Annotated in this window: 19 protein-coding genes; 9 read left to right on the top strand and 10 right to left on the bottom strand. The window is 66.3% G+C overall.

What is annotated here, in order from left to right; translation table 11 throughout:
- Positions 1-6: 6 nt before the first annotated feature.
- Entirely contained in the window at positions 7-336 is a 330-nt protein-coding gene (locus ACSFA0_RS17550; RefSeq protein WP_435451543.1) for a hypothetical protein, read from the bottom strand.
- Between the two features lie 8 nt (positions 337-344).
- Positions 345-2,966 carry an ATP-dependent chaperone ClpB gene (gene clpB / locus ACSFA0_RS17545; protein WP_435451542.1) on the bottom strand — a complete coding sequence of 874 codons (2,622 nt, stop codon included), beginning with the start codon at positions 2,964-2,966 and terminating at the stop codon, positions 345-347.
- 115 nt (positions 2,967-3,081) lie between these two features.
- On the opposite strand from clpB, the gene ACSFA0_RS17540 reads away from it, so the two are divergent.
- On the top strand, positions 3,082-4,077 hold the full coding sequence (locus tag ACSFA0_RS17540) for a Bug family tripartite tricarboxylate transporter substrate binding protein (RefSeq protein ID WP_435451541.1): 996 nt from the start codon (positions 3,082-3,084) through the stop codon (positions 4,075-4,077).
- A gap of 6 nt (positions 4,078-4,083) precedes the next feature.
- Here the strand turns inward: ACSFA0_RS17540 and ACSFA0_RS17535 are convergent, their stop codons facing one another.
- From ACSFA0_RS17535 to ACSFA0_RS17505, 7 genes are read right to left on the bottom strand one after another with little or no spacing between them, the layout of a single operon-like run.
- On the bottom strand, positions 4,084-4,560 hold the full coding sequence (locus ACSFA0_RS17535; protein WP_435451540.1) for a molybdenum cofactor biosynthesis protein MoaE: 477 nt from the start codon (positions 4,558-4,560) through the stop codon (positions 4,084-4,086).
- Between the two features lies 1 nt (position 4,561).
- Positions 4,562-4,810 (bottom strand): MoaD/ThiS family protein, encoded by a 249-nt coding sequence (locus ACSFA0_RS17530; protein WP_435451539.1) that lies wholly within the window; start codon positions 4,808-4,810, stop codon positions 4,562-4,564.
- A 4-nt stretch (positions 4,811-4,814) separates the two neighbouring features.
- On the bottom strand, positions 4,815-6,062 hold the full coding sequence (locus ACSFA0_RS17525) for a molybdopterin molybdotransferase MoeA (RefSeq protein ID WP_435451538.1): 1,248 nt from the start codon (positions 6,060-6,062) through the stop codon (positions 4,815-4,817).
- A complete protein-coding gene (mobB, locus tag ACSFA0_RS17520) occupies positions 6,046-6,600 on the bottom strand; it encodes a molybdopterin-guanine dinucleotide biosynthesis protein B (RefSeq protein WP_435451537.1) in 555 nt (184 codons plus the stop codon). Before mobB ends, ACSFA0_RS17525 begins: the two co-directional genes overlap by 17 nt.
- A 16-nt stretch (positions 6,601-6,616) precedes the next feature.
- Positions 6,617-8,035 carry a threonine synthase gene (gene thrC / locus ACSFA0_RS17515; RefSeq protein ID WP_435451536.1) on the bottom strand — a complete coding sequence of 473 codons (1,419 nt, stop codon included), beginning with the start codon at positions 8,033-8,035 and terminating at the stop codon, positions 6,617-6,619.
- Entirely contained in the window at positions 8,035-9,360 is a 1,326-nt protein-coding gene (locus ACSFA0_RS17510; RefSeq protein WP_435451535.1) for a homoserine dehydrogenase, read from the bottom strand. Before ACSFA0_RS17510 ends, thrC begins: the two co-directional genes overlap by 1 nt.
- Positions 9,361-9,410: 50 nt before the next feature.
- Positions 9,411-10,634, bottom strand: coding sequence for a pyridoxal phosphate-dependent aminotransferase (locus tag ACSFA0_RS17505; protein ID WP_435451534.1), 1,224 nt, complete (start codon positions 10,632-10,634; stop codon positions 9,411-9,413).
- Positions 10,635-10,701: 67 nt separating this feature from the next.
- On the opposite strand from ACSFA0_RS17505, the gene ACSFA0_RS17500 reads away from it, so the two are divergent.
- From ACSFA0_RS17500 to ACSFA0_RS17465, 8 genes are all read left to right on the top strand, one after another.
- Positions 10,702-11,088, top strand: a complete 387-nt coding sequence (locus ACSFA0_RS17500; RefSeq protein WP_435451533.1) for an Mth938-like domain-containing protein — start codon at positions 10,702-10,704, stop codon at positions 11,086-11,088.
- 124 nt (positions 11,089-11,212) lie between these two features.
- Entirely contained in the window at positions 11,213-11,689 is a 477-nt protein-coding gene (locus ACSFA0_RS17495) for a peroxiredoxin (protein ID WP_262077397.1), read from the top strand.
- Positions 11,690-11,880: 191 nt separating this feature from the next.
- Complete coding sequence (locus ACSFA0_RS17490) at positions 11,881-13,677, top strand: PhoH family protein (RefSeq protein WP_435451532.1); 1,797 nt, start codon at positions 11,881-11,883, stop codon at positions 13,675-13,677.
- A gap of 152 nt (positions 13,678-13,829) precedes the next feature.
- Positions 13,830-14,201, top strand: a complete 372-nt coding sequence (locus tag ACSFA0_RS17485; RefSeq protein WP_435451531.1) for a VOC family protein — start codon at positions 13,830-13,832, stop codon at positions 14,199-14,201.
- 6 nt (positions 14,202-14,207) lie between these two features.
- Positions 14,208-14,657, top strand: a complete 450-nt coding sequence (locus ACSFA0_RS17480) for an EVE domain-containing protein (protein ID WP_435451530.1) — start codon at positions 14,208-14,210, stop codon at positions 14,655-14,657.
- A 41-nt stretch (positions 14,658-14,698) separates the two neighbouring features.
- Positions 14,699-15,157, top strand: coding sequence for a GyrI-like domain-containing protein (locus tag ACSFA0_RS17475; RefSeq protein ID WP_435451529.1), 459 nt, complete (start codon positions 14,699-14,701; stop codon positions 15,155-15,157).
- Complete coding sequence (locus ACSFA0_RS17470; RefSeq protein ID WP_435451528.1) at positions 15,154-15,621, top strand: MGMT family protein; 468 nt, start codon at positions 15,154-15,156, stop codon at positions 15,619-15,621. The genes ACSFA0_RS17475 and ACSFA0_RS17470 overlap by 4 nt, the downstream gene beginning before the upstream one ends.
- On the top strand, positions 15,621-16,316 hold the full coding sequence (locus ACSFA0_RS17465) for a helix-turn-helix transcriptional regulator (RefSeq protein WP_435451527.1): 696 nt from the start codon (positions 15,621-15,623) through the stop codon (positions 16,314-16,316). The genes ACSFA0_RS17470 and ACSFA0_RS17465 overlap by 1 nt, the downstream gene beginning before the upstream one ends.
- On the opposite strand, the gene dnaB is transcribed toward ACSFA0_RS17465, so the two are convergent.
- A complete protein-coding gene (dnaB, locus tag ACSFA0_RS17460) occupies positions 16,310-17,716 on the bottom strand; it encodes a replicative DNA helicase (RefSeq protein ID WP_435451526.1) in 1,407 nt (468 codons plus the stop codon). The genes ACSFA0_RS17465 and dnaB overlap by 7 nt on opposite strands.
- Positions 17,717-17,846 lie beyond the last annotated feature (130 nt).

Here is a 17,846-nt window from a genome sequence, read left to right as displayed (position 1 = left end):
TGCGGCTCACTCCCCACGCGTGGCGGGGCGAGCCCGGACGTCGGTCACGTCGCCGACATCGCCCAGGGCCACCGGGCTGCGCGCCGTTTCGCCGCGCGCCCGGGCGCTGACCACGTCGGCCGCGGTCGGTTCGGCGGGCTGCTGCGACGCGCGAAAGCGGTCGAAACCGCTGCGCGGGTTGAAGCGCATAACCCACGGTGTGATCGGCTGCCCGGTGAGGCGCGCCCAGCCGTAGCGCAGGCCCCACACGGCCGCCAGCAGCAGCACCGCGACGGCCAGGCTGGCCGCGAAGACCAGCCCCAGGCAGAATAGAACGAAGCGAAGGATGAAATTCATCATCGGCATTAGGCCAGCGCCTCGGCCGATGGTTCCCCGCCCTTCGTGAACGAGAACTGGCCCGGCGACTGGATCGGGTCGGTCTCGACCCGGACCGTGTCCTTCGGCCCGAAGCTGCCGTCGAGCAGCAGCTTGCTCAGCGGGTTCTCGATGCGCTGCTGGATCGCCCGCTTGAGCGGCCGCGCGCCAAACACCGGGTCGAAACCGACCTTGGCGATCTCAGCGAGCGCCGCTGGCGACACGTCCAGATACAGATCCATCTTCGCGAGCCGCGCCTGCAGCACCTTCAGCTGGATCGCCGCGATCGATTCGATGTTCTTCGCGTCGAGCGCATGGAACACCACCGTCTCGTCGATGCGGTTCAGGAACTCGGGGCGGAAGTAGTTCTTCAGCTCGTCCCACACCGCGTCCTTGATGTCCTGGCTCGGCTGCCCAACCATCGCCTGGATGATCGGCGAGCCGATGTTGCTGGTCATCACGATCACCGTGTTCTTGAAGTTCACGGTGCGGCCCTGGCCGTCGGTCAGGCGGCCGTCGTCGAGGACCTGCAGCAGGATGTTGAACACGTCCGGGTGCGCCTTCTCGACCTCGTCGAGCAGCAGCACGCTGTAGGGCTTGCGGCGCACCGCTTCCGTCAGGTAGCCGCCCTCCTCGTAGCCCACGTAGCCGGGTGGCGCGCCGATCAGGCGGGCGACCGAGTGCTTTTCCATGAACTCGCTCATGTCCAAGCGGATCAGGTGGTCTTCGCTGTCGAACAGGAAGCCGGCCAGCGCCTTGCACAGCTCGGTCTTGCCCACGCCCGTGGGCCCAAGGAACAGGAAGGAGCCGGTCGGGCGGTTCGGGTCGGACAGGCCCGAGCGCGAGCGGCGGATCGCGTTGGCGACCGCACCGATGGCCTCGTCCTGGCCGACCACGCGTTCGTGCAGCTTGGCTTCCATCACGAGCAGCTTGTCGCGCTCGCCCTGCATCAGCTTGGCGACCGGGATGCCGGTGGCGCGCGCCACGACTTCGGCGATCTCCTCGGCGCCGACCTGGGTGCGCAGCAGCGTGGCGGCGCTCGACTTGACCTTGTTGGTCTCGCTTTCCTGAGCCTCCTTCAGCCGCTTCTCGAGCGCTGGCAACTGGCCGTACTGCAGCTCGGCGACCTTGTTGAAGTCGCCCTTGCGCTTCCACTCTTCGATCTGGAACTTGATCTTGTCGATGTCTTCGCGCACGGTCGCGCTGCCCTGGGCCTGGGCCTTCTCGGCCTGCCAGATCTCGTCGTAGTCGGCGATCTCCTTCTGCAGCTTGGCGATCTCGTCCTCGATCAGGCCGAAGCGCTTGACCGACGCTTCGTCCTTCTCGCGGCGCACGGCCTCGCGCTCGATCTGAAGCTGGATCAGGCGGCGGTCGAGCCGGTCCATCACTTCGGGCTTGGAATCCATCTCGATCTTGATCTTGGCTGCGGCCTCGTCGATCAGATCGATGGCCTTGTCCGGCAGGAAGCGATCGGTGATGTAGCGGTCGGCCAGCTCGGCCGCGGCGACGATCGCCGGGTCGGTGATGTCGACGCCATGGTGCACCTCGTATTTTTCCTGCAGGCCGCGCAGGATCGCAATGGTCGCTTCGACCGACGGCTCGCCGACGATGATCTTCTGGAAGCGCCGCTCCAGGGCGGCGTCCTTCTCGATGTACTTGCGGTACTCGTCGAGCGTGGTCGCGCCGACGCAGTGCAGCTCGCCGCGTGCGAGTGCCGGCTTGAGCATGTTGCCCGCGTCCATGGCGCCCTCGGCCTTGCCGGCGCCGACCATCGTGTGCAGCTCGTCGATGAAGACGATGGTCTGGCCTTCGTCCTTCGCCAGTTCGTTGAGCACGGTCTTCAGGCGCTCCTCAAACTCGCCGCGGAACTTGGCGCCAGCCAGCAGCGCCGCCATGTCGAGCGACAGCACGCGCTTGCCCTTGAGCGAATCGGGCACCTCGCCCGCCACGATGCGCTGCGCCAAGCCCTCGACGATGGCCGTCTTGCCCACTCCGGGTTCGCCGATGAGCACCGGGTTGTTCTTGGTACGGCGCTGCAGCACCTGGATGGCACGGCGGATCTCCTCGTCGCGGCCGATCACCGGGTCGAGCTTGCCCAGGCGCGCGCGTTCGGTCAGGTCCATGCAGTATTTCTTGAGCGCCTCGCGCTGGCCTTCGGCATCGGCGCTGTTGACGCCCTGCCCGCCGCGCACCGCGTCGATGGCCGCTTCGAGCGACTTGCGCGTCATGCCGTTGGCGCGCGCGAGGTTGCCGACGTCTGCCTTTGAATCGGCCATGGCCAGCAGGTACAGCTCGCCGGCGATGAACTGGTCGTTGCGCTTGATGGCTTCCTTCTCGGTCGCCTGCAGCAGCTTGTTGAGCTCGCTGCCGACCTGCACGGCTTCGCCGCCCTGCACCTGCGGCAGCTTCTTGATGGCGGCCTCGGCCGCCTGCGTTAGGCCGGGCACGTTGACACCGGCGCGCTCGAGCAGCGCGCGCGGGCCCTCGTCCTGCCGCAGCATGGCCGCCAGCAGGTGGACCGGCTCGATGTAGGCGTTGTCGTTGCCCAGCGCGAGCGATTGCGCATCGCCCAGGGCTTCCTGGAACTTGGTGGTGAGTTTGTCTTGGCGCATGGTGTTCTTTCCTGCATTCAAAATAGGACCGTTCGTGCTCCGTTCAAGAGCACGGACCAAATCAGGCACGGCTATTGCACCGCCGCCCGCTTACCTCACTGGATTGGAGTCGATCATGGTTTTTTCAACGCAGCGTGTTCAACCGGTTCGCCGGGCGCTGACGCTCGGCCTCGTTGTAGCCTCCCTGGGCCTGTCGGGCCTTGCGCAAGCGCAAAGCACTACGCCGCTTCGTCTGTTGGTGGGTTTTCCGGCCGGCGCGGGTAGCGACGCCATCGCACGAACCCTGGCGGAGAAGCTCAAGGACGAGCTCGGTTCGCCGGTCGTGGTCGAGAACCGCGCCGGTGCGGGCGGGCAGATCGCGGCGCAGGCCCTGAAGGCCGCACCGGCCGACGGCCACACGCTCTTCCTGTCACACGACCACAGCATCTCCATCCTGCCGCAGGTGGTGAAGAACCCGGGCTTCAACCCGGCCACCGACTTCGTGCCCGTGGCCGGCTTCGCCACCTTCGCCAATGTGCTGGCCGTCTCCGGCGGCACTCCGGCCAAGACGATGGACGCCTACGTGAAGTGGGTGCAGGCCGCACGCGGCGGCAAGGAAACCATCGGCGTGCCGGCACCCGGCTCGATTCCCGAATTCCTGGTCAAGCTGATCGGCGAGAAGTACAAGCTCGACCTGCAGGCTGCCCCTTACCGCGGCAGCGCGCCGATGACGGCCGACATGCTGGGCAACCAGATCACCGCCGGCATCGCCTCGGTGCCCGACTTCATCGAGAACCACAAGGCCGGCAAGGTGACCATCGTGGCCGTGATCGGCGCCAAGCGCCAGCCGCTGCTGCCGCAGGTGCCGACCTTCACCGAGCTGGGCTTCGCGAACCTGGACGACTACCCCTACTACGGCCTGTTCGCACCCGTCGGCACGCCCCAGCCGGTGATCGACAAGTTCGGCACCGCGCTGCAGAAGGTGCTGGCCATGCCCGACGTGAAGAAGAAGCTGACCGACATGGGCCTGAACGTCGCATACGAATCGCAAGGCCAGTTCGCCGGGCGTGTGCGCACCTACACGAGCGCCTGGGAAAGGATCATCCAGGCCAGCGGCTTCAAGCCGCAATAAGGCACTTCAGGCGTTCGGGGCGTCGATGCCCCAGCGCGCCAGGGCCGCGTCGTCCGCGACGCGTGCATCGACCCAGCGGGCGCCTTCGGGCGTCCGTTCCTTTTTCCAGAACGGCGCCTGCGTCTTGAGGTAATCCATCAGGAACTCGCAGGCCTGAAAGCTCTGGCCGCGGTGCGCCGAGACCACCGCCACCATCATGATCTGGTCGAGCGGCTGCAGCAGGCCGACGCGGTGCACCACGCGCGCGCCGAGGATGTCGAAGCGGCGGTGCGCCTCGTCGATCATGGCCTCGATGGCCTTCTCGGTCATGCCGGGGTAATGCTCCAGTTCCATCGACGCCACGTCGCTGCCGTCATTGCGGTCGCGCACGGTGCCGATGAAGCTGCAGACTGCGCCGACACGCTTGTCGCCGGCGCGCAGCGCGGCGATTTCCTGCTGCAGGTCGAAGTCCTCGGTCTGGACCGAAACGCGCGGGCCGGTCACGTCAGCCTCCGGTCACCGGGGGGAAGAACGCCACTTCGGCGCCATCGCGCAACGCAGAAGACTCCGCGCGCATCACCTGGTCCATCGCCATGCGGACCGCCTTGCCCCGCGCCAGCGCAGCGGCGTGCGGTCCACCGCGGGCGATGAGTTCGTCGCGCAGGTCGGCCAGGGTGGCAGCCTGTGTTTCGACGGACTCGCCGCTGCCCAAGGCTTCGCGCACGGAGGCGAAATAACGGATGTCGATCTTCATCTCGTCAAGCCAGCAAGGAGGCGAAGGGAATGAACTGCACGGTATCGCCCTTCCGGAAGGACTGCCCCGCCGGCGTGTCGATCACCCCGTCGCCCCAGACGGCCGAGGTGAGCACACCGGAACTCTGGTTGGGGAACAGGTCGAGCCCGCCCGCCGCATTGCGCCGCGCGCGCAGGAACTCGCGGCGGCGATCGGCGCGCGGCCAGTCGAAGTCGGCGCGCATCGCGACCGGCTCCGGCGCCACCCGGGTCGCGCCTTGCAGCGTGAGCAGGAAGGGGCGCACCAGCAACAGGAAGGTGAGAAAGCTCGACACCGGGTTGCCGGGCAGCCCGGTCACGTGCGCGTTGCCGATGCGGCCGTAGGCGAAGGGCTTCCCGGGCTTCATCGAGAGCGACCACAACTGCAGCTCGCCGAGTGCCTCGACGGCGGCCTTGATGTGGTCTTCTTCACCCACCGACACGCCGCCGGTGGTGACGATCAGGTCGTTGTGCTCGGCCGCGGTGCGCAGCGCGTCGATGGTGGCGTCACGCCGGTCGGGCACGATGCCCAGGTCGCTCACGTCGCAACCCAGGCGCGTGAGCAAGGCGCGCATGAAGAAGCGATTGGAGTTGTAGATCGCGCCGGGCTTCATCGCTTTGGGCGCGACCTCGCCGGGCATGACCAGTTCGTCGCCGGTCGACAGCAGCACGACGCGCGGCCGGCGCGCCACCTGCAGGCGGTCGAAGCCGACGCTGGCGGCCAAGCCCAGTGCTGCGGGTGTCAGGCGCTCGCCGCGCGCCAGCACAACGTCGCCGGCGGCCACGTCCTCGCCGGCACGGCGGATCCACAGGCCGGCGGTCGGTATAGCGTCGATGCGCACCCGGCCGAGCGAACCCTCTTCAGGCAGCGCGCCGGTGTCTTCCTGCATGACGACCGCATCGGCGCCGTCGGGGATCTGCGCACCGGTGAAGATGCGCGCCGCGGTGCCGGCCGCCAGCGGCGTGCCGACACTGCCCGCGGGAATGCGCTGCGCGACCGTCAGAACGGCGCCGGCGGTGGCGCAGTCGGCCGCGCGCACGGCATAGCCGTCCATCGAGCTGTTGTCACGCGGCGGCACGGTGAGGCCGGACACCACGTCCTGCGCCAGCACCCGGCCATCGGCCTCGAAGGTCGACACGCTTTCCGCATCGAGCCGAGGCGTGGCCTTCGCGAGCAGGCTCGCGAGGGCCTGGTCCAGGGGCATCAGCGGGGGGCGTTCAGAGGGGCGGGACATGGTCGTCGGCTCGGTAGTCGAAACGATGGGCATTGTCGAGCAGCCATTGCGCGAGCGCATCGACATCGTCGATATCGAACACCGGGATCAGGGTCGGGCGCGGCAGCGCGTGCGGACGGTCGGTGGCCAGCGCGACGATGAACGGGTCGTCGCCGTACTGCGCCGGCCGAGGCGGCTCGCCGGTCGCGGGCTCGCGCCAGATCTCGACCTTGTGCAGGTCGCTGTGCTTGAAGCCTTCGACCAGCACCCAATCGACGCCGTCATAGAGCTCGGCGATGAGATGGTGCACCGACAGCTGCGCCGGCTGCTCGAACTCGCGGATCAGCGCCAGCCGCTTGTCCGACGCCACCACCACCTCGAAGGCGCCGGCCTCACGGTGGCGGAACGTGTCCTTGCCGGGGTGGTCGATGTCGAACTTGTGGTGGGCGTGCTTGACCACCGACACGCGCTGGCCGTGCAGCCGGAGCACGGGGATCAATCGTTCGACCAGCGTGGTCTTGCCTGCGCCGGAATAACCTGCAAAGCCGATGACGTTCATGCGGTGATCTGCGCGGTCATTCGTCGCAATGCTCCGCGATGTAGGCCTTGACGGCTTCGGCGTCGGCCGGCAGCTTGACGACGCGCTTGGGCAGCGCCTCGATGCCCTCGAAACGGGCGGGCCGGTCGGGCTCGTGGCCCAGCGCCTCGACGATGGTCGCCGCGAACTTGATCGGCAGCGCGGTCTCGAGCACGACCATGGGCACGCCCGGCACGATGTGCTCGCGCGCCGCCTTCAGGCCATCGGCCGTGTGCGTGTCGACGAGCACGGCAAAGCGCTTGTCGGTGTCGCGGATGGTGGCCAGGCGGTCGGCGTGCGTGCTGCGGCTGCTGGCGAAGCCGAAGCGGGTCGCGGCCTGCGCGAACGCGGGGTCGGCGCTCAGGTCGAAACGGCCGCTGCGGCCGAGCTCGTCCTGGAACAGCGCGCGGGTGCGGGTGCCGTCGCGGCCCAGCAGGTCGAACACGAAGCGCTCGAAGTTGCTCGCCTTGCTGATGTCCATCGACGGGCTCGAGGTCTCGTGGGTGTCGGCCGCGGCGCGCACGCGGTACACGCCGGTACGGAAGAACTCGTCGAGCACGTCGTTCTCGTTGGTGGCGACCACCAGCGTGCGGATGGGCAGGCCCATCATGCGGGCGACGTGGCCGGCGCAGACGTTGCCGAAGTTGCCCGAGGGCACGGTGAAGCTGACCTGCCTGTCGTCCTTGCTGGTCGCCTGAAAGTACCCGGCGAAGTAGTAGACAACCTGCGCCAGCAGGCGCGCCCAGTTGATCGAGTTGACGGTGCCGACGCGGTACTTGCGCTTGAAGCCCAGGTCGTTCGACACGGCTTTCACGATGTCCTGGCAGTCGTCGAACACGCCGGCGATGGCGATGTTGTGGATGTTCTCGTCCTGCAGGCTGAACATCTGCGCCTGCTGGAACGGGCTCATGCGCCCGTCCGGCGAGGTCATGAAGACGCGCACGCCCTTCTTGCCGCGCATGGCGTATTCCGCCGCGCTGCCGGTGTCGCCGCTGGTCGCGCCGAGGATGTTGAGTTCTTCGCCGCGGCGCGCCAGTTCGTACTCGAACAGGTTGCCCAGCAGTTGCATCGCCATGTCCTTGAAGGCCAGCGTCGGGCCGTTCGACAGGCCCTCGAGGTACACGCCGTCTTCCAGCTCGCGCAGCGGCACGATCTCGTCGGTGCCGAAGACCTCTGCGGTGTACGTCTTCGCGCACATCGCCTTCAGGTCGGCCGGCGGGATGTCGTCGATGTAGAGCGAGAGGATCTCGAAGGCCAGCTCGGCATAGGGCAGCGCGCGCCACTTGGCGAGCACGGCCGCATCGACCTGCGGGTAATGCTCCGGCAGGTACAGGCCGCCATCGGGCGCGAGGCCTTCGAGCAGGATATCGCAGAAGCGGCGGCGGTCCGGGTGGCCGCGGGTGGACAGGTAGCGCATCAGGACAACTCTTCCTTGCGGATGCGCACGATCGGCGCAAGCACCGTCGGCAGCGCCTGGAGCTGCGCCATCGCGTCGTCGAGCGTGCCTTCGCGCGTGTCGTGCGTGAGGATGATGAGGTCGGTCTGCGTGGAGCCCTCGCCGCCGATCTCGTCGGCCTCGCGCTGCAGCACCGCGTCGATGCTGATGCCCGCATCGGCCAGCAGGCCGGTGACCCTGGCGAGCACGCCGGCCTCGTCGGCCACGCGCAGGCGCATGTAATAGCTCGTCACCACCTCGCGCATCGGCACGACCTTCAGGTCGTCGCTCATCGCGTTCGGGTGGAAGGCCAGGTGCGGTACGCGGTGCGCCGCGTCGGCTGTGTGCAAGCGCGTGATGTCGACAAGATCGGCGATGACGGCGCTGGCCGTCGGCTCGCTGCCGGCGCCTTTGCCGTAGTACAGCGTGGTGCCCACGGCGTCGCCGTGCACGACGACGGCGTTCATGGCGCCTTCGACGTTCGCGAGCAGGCGCTTGGCCGGCACCAGGGCCGGGTGCACGCGCAGCTCGATGCCGCCCTTCGCACGCTTCGTGATACCCAGCAGCTTGATCCGGTAGCCGAGCTGTTCGGCGTACTTGATGTCCTGCGCCGCGAGCTTCGTGATGCCCTCGACATGCGCCTTGTCGAACTGCACGGGGATGCCGAACGCGATCGCGCTCATCAGCGTGACCTTGTGGGCCGCGTCGACACCTTCGATGTCGAAAGTCGGGTCGGCTTCGGCGTAGCCCAGGCGCTGCGCCTCCTTGAGCACGGTCGCGAAGTCCAGCCCCTTGTCACGCATCTCGGACAGGATGAAGTTGGTGGTGCCGTTGATGATCCCGGCGATCCACTGGATGCTGTTGGCCGTGAGGCCTTCACGCAGTGCCTTGATGATCGGGATGCCGCCGGCCACGGCGGCCTCGAACGCGACCATCACGCCCTTCTGCTGGGCGGCCGCGAAGATTTCGGTGCCGTGCACCGCAAGCAGCGCCTTGTTGGCCGTGACCACGTGCTTGCCGGCCGCGATGGCTTCGAGCACCAATTGCTTGGCAATGCCGTAGCCGCCGATGAGCTCGACCACGATGTCGATCTCGGGGTTGGCGATGACGGCGCGCGCGTCGGCCACCACCTGCACGCCGTCACCCACCGCAGCCGTGGCACGGGCGGTGTCGAGGTCGGCCACCATCGTGATCTCAATGCCGCGGCCGGCACGGCGCTTGATCTCTTCCTGGTTGCGGCGCAGGACGTTGAAGGTGCCGCTGCCGACAGTGCCGATGCCGAGCAGGCCTACTTGGATGGGTTTCATTCTTTGGAGAGTCAGGTCAGGAAAGCGTCTGCGCCGAATCGGGCGCTGCGTCAGGCGTTGCGGTTGCGGTAGCGCTCGAGGAACTTCGCGATGCGGCCGATGGCTTCGCGCAGGTCGTCCTCATGCGGCAGGAAGACGATGCGGAAATGCTGGTTGTCGGGGAAGTTGAAGCCCGAGCCCTGCACCAGCATCACGCGCGTCTCGCGCAGCACCTGCATGAAGAACTCGCGGTCGTCGGCGATCGGGTACATCACCGGGTCCAACCGCGGGAAGATGTAGAGCGCGGCTTGCGGCTTCACGCAGGTCACGCCAGGGATGGCCGTGATGAGGTCGTAGGCCAGGTCCCGCTGGCGGCGCAGTCGGCCGCCGGGCTTGACCAGGTCGTTGATGCTCTGGTAACCGCCGAGCGCGGTCTGGATCGCCCATTGGCCCGGCACGTTGGAGCCGAGCTTCAGGTTGGCCAGCATGTTCAGGCCTTCGATGTAGTCCGTCGCACTGCCTTTCGGGCCCGAGACGATCATCCAGCCTGCGCGGTAGCCGCAGGAGCGATAAGCCTTCGACAGCGAGTTGAAGGTGAGCGTGAGCACGTCGGTCGACAGGCTCGCCATGGCCGTGTGCTTGGCGTCTTCATAGAGCACCTTGTCATAGACCTCGTCGACCAGCAGCACCAGGCCGTGTTCGCGTGCGATCGAGACGATGCCGCGCAGCAGCTCATCGGGGTACAGCACCCCGGTCGGGTTGTTCGGGTTGATCACGACGATGCCGCGCGTGCGCGGTGTGATCTTGGCGCGCATGTCGGCCAGACTCGGCATCCACTGGTTGTCTTCCTCGCAGAGGTAGTGCACCGGCTTGCCGCCCGACAGCGACACCGCGGCGGTCCACAGCGGGTAGTCGGGCATCGGCACCAGCAACTCATCGCCATCGTCGAGCAGCGCATTGGTCGCCATCACGATCAGTTCGCTCGCGCCATTGCCGAGATAGATGTCGTCGAGCGTGACGCCTTCGATGCCCTGCTGCTGCGTGTAGTGCATCACTGCCTTGCGCGCGGCGAAAATGCCCTTGCTGTCGGAATAACCCGCCGAATCCGGCAGGTTGCGGATCATGTCCTGCTGGATTTCCTCGGGCGCATCGAAGCCGAACGGCGCCATGTTGCCGATGTTCAACCGGATGATTTTCTGGCCGTCCTCCTCCATCTGACGGGCGGCGTCGACGATCGGTCCGCGCACGTCGTACAGAACGTTGGCCAGCTTGGCCGATTTTTTGAGCTGCTTCAAAGTCCCTCCGGGGGGCGCCTACATAGGGGAAAACCTATAATTTGACCACAGTTCCCTTTCAGCGCCGATGAAGCTCCAGCCCGACAAACCCGACGTCCAGACCCTCACCGCGCACGGTCCGGGTTGGGTGGCGATCAACAACGAACGCGTCGAGCACAGCGTGGTGCTGGGCTCGCGCGGCGAGCGCTTCGTCTGGCATTGCGCCAGCTTCGACGACCTCGGCCCGGAACACTTCGCGCAGTTGGCAGACCTCGGCGCAGAGACCGTGCTCTTCGGCAGCGGCGCGCGCCTGCGTTTTCCGCAGCACGGTTGGTTGCGCCCGCTCATCGCGCAGCGCACGGGGCTGGAAACGATGGACACGGCAGCGGCCTGTCGCACGTACAACATCCTCGCGGCCGAAGGCCGGCACGTGTTGGCGGCGTTATTGGTCGAGCGGCCGAACGCTGGCAAATAGAGGCTAGTTCGAGCTAAAATAGCGGGTTGTTAGCCGGCGATCCGCCCTCAGTTAGCAACGACCAATCCTCCAACGCTCCTGCCTGCAGCCGAGCCGTTGGAATCCAACGGAGAAAACAAGTTTCATGGCGATCGTTGTCAACAAACCCATCCCCGAATTCGAGTCCACCGCCACCGGCGGCCTCAAGGTCTCGAACACCTCGCACCTCGGGCACGTTCTGGTGATGTATTTCTATCCCAAGGACAATACACCTGGTTGCACCACTGAGGCGATGCAGTTTCGCGATCGTTACAAGGACTTCGTGAAGGCCGGAGCCACCGTCTTCGGCGTGTCGCGCGACAACATGAAGTCGCACGACGAGTTCAAGGCCAAGCTTGAGCTGCCTTTCGAACTGATCGCCGACACCGAAGAGAAGATGTGCCACATGTTCGGCGTGGTCAAGAACAAGATCATGTACGGCAAGAAGGTCAAGGGCATCGAGCGCAGCACCTTCCTGATCGGCGCCGATGGCGTGCTCAAGGCCGAGTGGCGCGGCCTCAAGGTGCCAGGCCATGTCGACGACGTGCTCAAGGCCGTCAAGACCCTCAAGAAGGAAGCCTGATCTGCCCAGGCCCGTGCGCTTTTGCACAGGCTCTTCGGCCATGCGCCACGCACCCCTGACGCGACATCTGCGTTGTGCATAATGGGCGCATGCCGTTGAGCTCCACGACCGCATCCACCGAACAAAGCCGCCAAGGTCTTCTGGCGGCTTTTTCGTTTTCCGGCCCCTACCTTTTGTGAGCACACCGTCCCATGCCATTGCCACCCGCCCCCACGAAGCGTGCCGCCCTTCTCTCGCCAGACGCGCTCGACGCGCCGGCACACACGTCGGCCAAGGCACCGCGCCGCGGTGGCCGCACAGCGGATGATGCACAAGGCGACGGCCCGCGGACACTTGAACTGCTCGACGAGCGTGCTCGCCCTTCTGCCGGTGGGCACTCAGCGGCGCCAGAAGCCATGCAGCAGATCGAGACGAAGCCCCGCCCGGCCCCGAAGCCAGAGCCCATGCCGCAGCCCGCTCGCGCCGAGCGAACACCGGCGCCCGCTGTGACCGCACCTGCGTCCGCACCGGCCGCGCGTCCGCGCACCGAACGCGGCACCCATGAAGCGGCACGGCCCCGCCGCGCCAAATCGAGCGGCCCGGCCAAGCTGTTCGTGCTCGACACCAATGTGCTGCTGCACGACCCGATGTGCCTGTTCCGCTTCGAAGAGCACGACATCTTCCTGCCGATGATCGTGCTGGAAGAACTGGACGGTCACAAGAAGGGCACGACTGAAGTGGCCCGCAACGGTCGGCAGACCAGCCGCACGCTCGACGCGCTGGCTGGCGCGAAGGACGCGGACATCGGCCAGGGCCTCAAGCTCGACACGACCGGGCACCGCGAGGCAGGGGGCAAGCTGTTCTTCCAGACCGCTCCGCTCGACTACACGCTGCCGACCAGCCTGCCGCAGGGCAAGGCCGACAACCAGATTCTCGGCGTGGTTCAGGCGCTGCGCGACCTCTACGCGAAGGACCGCCCGGGCATTCCGAAGCAGGAAGTCGTGCTGGTGTCGAAAGACATCAACATGCGCGTCAAGGCGCGCGCGCTCGGGCTGGCGACCGACGACTACCAGAACGACAAGACCCTCGAAGACGGCGACCTGTTGTACGCAGGCTCGTACGCGCTGCCGCCCGACTTCTGGACACGCCAGAGCAAGACTGTCGAGAGCTGGCAGAGCGGCAGCAGCACCTTCTACCGCATCAGCGGCCCGATCGTGCCCAACCTGTACATCAACCAGTTCGTGTACTTCGAGGCCCCGGGGGAGCCGAGCATGTATGCCCGCGTCACCGAGATCCGCGACAAGACCGCGGTGCTCAAGACGCTGAAGGACTACGCGTCGGCCAAGAATGCCGTCTGGGGCGTGCACACGCGCAACCGCGAGCAGAACTTCGCGATGAACCTGCTGATGGACCCGGACGTCGACTTCGTCACGCTGACCGGCACCGCCGGCACCGGCAAGACGCTGATGGCCCTGGCTTCCGGCCTGACACAGGTGCTGGACGATCGCAGGTACACCGAGATCATCATGACCCGCGCGACGGTGAGCGTGGGTGAAGACATCGGCTTCCTGCCCGGCACCGAGGAGGAAAAGATGGGTCCGTGGATGGGCGCGCTGGACGACAACCTCGAGTTCCTGGCCAAGGGCGACGGCGGCGGTGCCGGCGAATGGGGCCGTGCAGCCACCAATGAGCTGATCCGCAGCCGCATCAAGATCAAGAGCATGAACTTCATGCGCGGACGCACCTTCCTGAACAAGTACGTGATCATCGACGAGGCGCAGAACCTCACGCCCAAGCAGATGAAGACGCTGATCACCCGCGCAGGCCCGGGCACCAAGATCATCTGCATGGGCAACCTGGCGCAGATCGACACGCCCTACCTCACCGAAGGCTCGTCGGGCCTGACCTTCGCGGTCGACAAGTTCAAGGGCTGGCCGCACAGCGGGCACATCACGCTGGCACGCGGCGAGCGCTCGCGGCTGGCGGACTTCGCGAGCGAAGTGCTCTAACAGCGCCCGACTCGCGGCCATCGAGCCCGCGCATGCTTCCAGGAGCATCGCGGGCTTTTTTTCGCCCGCGGTGACAGGCTCCTGACAAGACGTTGTCAGGAGGCGAGTCGCAGCATCAGGGCTCCTTTGCACGCAACGAAAGAGAGCCCTTTATGACAAACGCCATCAGCTGGTTCGAGATCCCTGTCACCGACATGGACCGCGCCCAGGCCTTCTACGAAACCATGCTGGCGCGCAAGCTGCGCCGCGAGAACTTCGGCGGCCAGACGCTGGCCGTGTTCCCGTACGACGCCCCCGCCACGGGCGGCGCCCTGCAGGCCGGCGCGAACGCCAGCGCCCGCGCGGGCAGCGGCATCCGCATCTACCTCGACTGCATGCCCAGCATCGACGCCACGCTCGCGCGCGTCGAGGCGGCCGGCGGACAGATCGTGGCCGCCAAGTCGGCATTGCCCCCTGGCATGGGCTTCATCGCCCATCTGCGCGACACCGAAGGCAACGAAGTCGGCCTGCATTCGCTGGAGTAAACCGCCATGACGCCACGCAACTGGATCGCCGTCGCCAGCGCCGAACACGCCCGGCGCGGTCGCGACCAAAGGCCGCTAGGCTTCATGCAGGTCGGCCACGGCAAGCTCGGCCCGCTCAAGCGCATCGCGGCAGGCGATCGCGTGGCCTACTACTCGCCGGCCACGGTGTTCAGCGGCACGGACAAGCTCCAGAGCTTCGTGTCCATAGGCATCGTGCAGCCCGGCGAACCCTACGAATTCGACATGGGCAACGACTTCGTTCCGTGGCGCCGCGACGTGGCCTATGCAGCCTCGCAGGAAGCCCCCATCGCACCGCTGATCGAACGCCTCGCCTTTATCGAGAACCCCAGGCAATGGGGCTACAAATTCCGCTTCGGCGTGTTCGACGTCACCGACGCCGACATGGCGCTGATTGCCCAGGCCATGAAGGCAGAGACGAAAGCGCTCGCACTCTGAGCGCCGTCGATCACATATCACATGCGCAGGAGAAGAGCCCGATGGAACCCGTTCGCCAACACCACGACGCCTTCCAGGTCGCAGGCCTCACGGTCCGCACCACCAACCGCGAAGAAAACGACCCCGCGACGGCCCGCATCGGCCCACTGTGGGACCGTTTCTTCGGCGAGCAGACCGACGAATTGACGCCCGGCCGCACGGACGACAGCCGCATTTTTGGCGTCTACGCCGCCTACGAATCCGACGTCCACGGCGCCTTTGACCTGACGGTCGGCGTGGCTGCCTCAGGCGTCACAGGTGGTGTGAGTGTCGAGGCCGGCGACTACCTCGTCTTCACCGGCCAGGGCGAAATGCCGCACATGGTGATCGCCACCTGGCAGCGCATCTGGCAGTATTTCGAGAAGCACTCGGACATCGTGCGCCGCTACCGCAGCGATTTCGAAGCCTACGAGGGACCGGGCAAAGTGGCGATCCATATCGGAGTTTCTGGAGTTTCATGATCACCAAGAAGAGCTGGCGCGACAGGCTCGCCAGCTACCCTCACCTGCCGACCGTCAAGGAGATCCCTCCCGCCATGCGCGCGCGACACGGCGAAGGGACCATCGCGACACCTTCGCCCCGCGAGGTCGAGGGCGCGATGCGCAGCATTCCCGAGGGCCGCCTGGCCACCGTGATGGGCATCGGCGAAGACGTCGCGGTGCGCCATCGCGCCACCATCGGCTGCACCGTGACCACGGCCATCTTCGCGCACATGGTCGCGCATGCCACCGAGGAAGCGCAGACGGCACAAGACAGGACGCCCTACTGGCGCACACTCAAGATTGGCGGTGAACTCAACGCCAAGTACCCCGGCGGCATCGAAGTACAAATGGCCAGGCTCGAGGCCGAAGGCCACACGGTCGTGCAGCGCGGCAAGCGCCACTTCGTCGAAGACTTCGCGAAGAAACTCTCGGGAACACGCTGATGCGCCGCGCCGATCGCCTCTTCCAGCTTGTGCAGCTCATTCGCGGGCGCAGGCTCACCACAGCCGCCTTCCTGGCGCAGCGGCTCGAAGTGTCGGAGCGCACGGTGTACCGCGACGTGGCCGACCTGCAGCAACAGGGCGTGCCCATCGAGGGCGAGGCTGGCGTGGGCTACCGGCTGGGCGCGGGCTTCGAGTTGCCGCCGCTGATGTTCACGCAGAACGAGGCTTCTGCGCTCGTGGCCGCTGCACGCGTGGCGCAGAGCTGGGTCGATCCGGCGCTGGCGCGCGACATCGAAACGGGGCTGGGCAAGATCCTCTCGGTGCTGCCGCGGGCAGCGCGCGTGTCAGCCGAAGCCCTGGCGCTCTATGCGCCAGCAATGGGCATGGACGACGCCATTCGCGCACAGTTGCAGACCCTGCGCGAGGCCGTTCAGGCGCGTCAGAAACTGCGCCTGAGCTACCGCGACGTGTCGGGTGACACGAGCGATCGCACCGTGCGGCCGCTGGGCTGCTTTTACTGGGGCAAGGTCTGGACGCTGTCGACCTGGTGCGAACTGCGCAACGACTTTCGCGGCTTTCGCGTCGACCGCATGGTCACCGTCGACACGCTGGACGAACGCTTCCGCGACGAGCCCGGCAAGACGCTGGCCGACATGCTGCGCCAGTTGAAGGCGCAGGCTGCCGAGCGTCAGTAGTCGTCGCCGCCGAAGCTCGCCAGATTCTCGAATTTCGTCAGCGGCTTGAGGAACGCCAGCTTGACTGTGCCGGTCGGGCCGTTGCGGTGCTTGCTGATGATCACCTCCGCCACGCCCGGCTCCTTGCTGTTCTTGTCGTAGTAGTCGTCGCGGTAGATGAACATGATGATGTCCGCGTCCTGCTCGATGGCGCCCGACTCGCGAAGGTCGCTCATCATCGGTCGCTTGTCGGTGCGGCTCTCGACGCCGCGGCTCAACTGCGACAGCGCGATCACCGGGCACTTCAGTTCCTTCGCCAGCATCTTGAGGCCCCGCGAGATTTCGCCGACCGCCGTCGCGCGATTCTCATCGTTCATGCTGCTCGACACGCTCATGAGCTGCAGGTAGTCGACCACGATGAGGCCCAGCTTGCCGTACTGACGTGCCAGGCGGCGCGCATTGGCGCGCAGTTCGCTGGTGGTGAGGCCGGGCGTTTCGTCGATGTGCAGCGAGATCGTCCGCAGCTTCTCGATGGCTTCGGTGAGGCGCGGCCACTCTTCGTCGGTGAGCTTGCCGGTGCGCAGATGGCCCTGGTCGATGCGGCCGATGGAACCCACGATACGCACCGCGAGCTGCGACGCGCCCATTTCCATCGAGAACACAGCGACGGGCAGGCCCTCGTTCAGTGCGACGTGCTCGGCGATGTTGATCGCCAGCGAAGTCTTGCCCATCGACGGGCGCGCCGCCAGCACGATCATGTCGCCGGCCTGCAGGCCCGAGGTCATCTTGTCGAACTCGTAGAAGCCGGTGCGGATGCCGGTGATGTCGTTCGGGTTGTCCGCCATCTCGGTCACGCGATCGAGCAGTTCGACCACCAGCGAGTCCATGCTTTGAAAGCCCTGCTTCATCCGCGAGCCTTCCTCGCCGATGTTGAAGATCTTCTGCTCGGCCTCGTCGAGGATCTTGTCGACCGCCTTGCCCTGCGGGTTGAAGGCGTTGGTGGCGATCTCGTCGGCCGCGCTCACCAGCTTTCGCAGGATCGAGCGCTCGCGCACGATCTCGGCATAGCGGCGGATGTTGCTCGCGCTGGGCACGTACTGGGCCAGCGAGTTCAGGTAGACCAGGCCACCCATCTCATCGGCCTTGCCCAGGTTCTGCAGCTGTTCGTAGACGGTGATTACGTCCGCAGGCTTCGAGGCATTGATCAGCGTGCCGATGGCCGCGTAGATGAGCTTGTGCTCGTGCCGGTAGAAGTCGGCATCGACCAGCAGGTCGCCCATGCGGTCCCAGGCACCGTTGTCGAGCAGAAGGCCGCCGAGCACGCTCGATTCCGCCTCGATCGAATGGGGGGGCACACGGAGTTGCGCGATCTGGCGGTCGGGCGAAGGATCGTTTTCGGCGTAGGAGAAGACAGCGGACATGGGTTTCCTGGAGCAACACCCATGCTACGGCGCGGGCAGTCCGCCGTCATGGGATAAGGCTGTGGATAAGCGGTGATCTTCCGGTGCAGCGAACGGGACAACCGTCCCCAAGAAGTCGCACCAAAGAAAA

The organism is Variovorax restrictus (genome assembly GCF_051216715.1).
Taxonomy (GTDB): domain Bacteria; phylum Pseudomonadota; class Gammaproteobacteria; order Burkholderiales; family Burkholderiaceae_C; genus Variovorax.
The sequence above is the reverse complement of the archived record's forward strand: the minus strand, read 5'-3'. Positions and strand labels throughout refer to the sequence as shown.

Bases quoted from the DNA above. Each gene is read 5' to 3' on its own strand.
- dnaB (WP_435451526.1), bottom strand. From the start codon at position 17,716: ATGTCCGCTGTCTTCTCCTACGCCGAAAACGATCCTTCGCCCGACCGC.
- ACSFA0_RS17485 (WP_435451531.1), top strand. From the start codon at position 13,830: ATGACAAACGCCATCAGCTGGTTCGAGATCCCTGTCACCGACATGGAC.
- ACSFA0_RS17550 (WP_435451543.1), bottom strand. From the start codon at position 336: ATGAATTTCATCCTTCGCTTCGTTCTATTCTGCCTGGGGCTGGTCTTC.
- ACSFA0_RS17480 (WP_435451530.1), top strand. From the start codon at position 14,208: ATGACGCCACGCAACTGGATCGCCGTCGCCAGCGCCGAACACGCCCGG.
- ACSFA0_RS17525 (WP_435451538.1), bottom strand. From the start codon at position 6,062: ATGTCCCGCCCCTCTGAACGCCCCCCGCTGATGCCCCTGGACCAGGCC.
- ACSFA0_RS17530 (WP_435451539.1), bottom strand. From the start codon at position 4,810: ATGAAGATCGACATCCGTTATTTCGCCTCCGTGCGCGAAGCCTTGGGC.
- ACSFA0_RS17500 (WP_435451533.1), top strand. From the start codon at position 10,702: ATGAAGCTCCAGCCCGACAAACCCGACGTCCAGACCCTCACCGCGCAC.
- ACSFA0_RS17490 (WP_435451532.1), top strand. From the start codon at position 11,881: ATGCCATTGCCACCCGCCCCCACGAAGCGTGCCGCCCTTCTCTCGCCA.
- ACSFA0_RS17510 (WP_435451535.1), bottom strand. From the start codon at position 9,360: ATGAAACCCATCCAAGTAGGCCTGCTCGGCATCGGCACTGTCGGCAGC.
- ACSFA0_RS17475 (WP_435451529.1), top strand. From the start codon at position 14,699: ATGGAACCCGTTCGCCAACACCACGACGCCTTCCAGGTCGCAGGCCTC.
- mobB (WP_435451537.1), bottom strand. From the start codon at position 6,600: ATGAACGTCATCGGCTTTGCAGGTTATTCCGGCGCAGGCAAGACCACG.
- ACSFA0_RS17465 (WP_435451527.1), top strand. From the start codon at position 15,621: ATGCGCCGCGCCGATCGCCTCTTCCAGCTTGTGCAGCTCATTCGCGGG.
- ACSFA0_RS17540 (WP_435451541.1), top strand. From the start codon at position 3,082: ATGGTTTTTTCAACGCAGCGTGTTCAACCGGTTCGCCGGGCGCTGACG.
- ACSFA0_RS17470 (WP_435451528.1), top strand. From the start codon at position 15,154: ATGATCACCAAGAAGAGCTGGCGCGACAGGCTCGCCAGCTACCCTCAC.
- thrC (WP_435451536.1), bottom strand. From the start codon at position 8,035: ATGCGCTACCTGTCCACCCGCGGCCACCCGGACCGCCGCCGCTTCTGC.
- clpB (WP_435451542.1), bottom strand. From the start codon at position 2,966: ATGCGCCAAGACAAACTCACCACCAAGTTCCAGGAAGCCCTGGGCGAT.
- ACSFA0_RS17495 (WP_262077397.1), top strand. From the start codon at position 11,213: ATGGCGATCGTTGTCAACAAACCCATCCCCGAATTCGAGTCCACCGCC.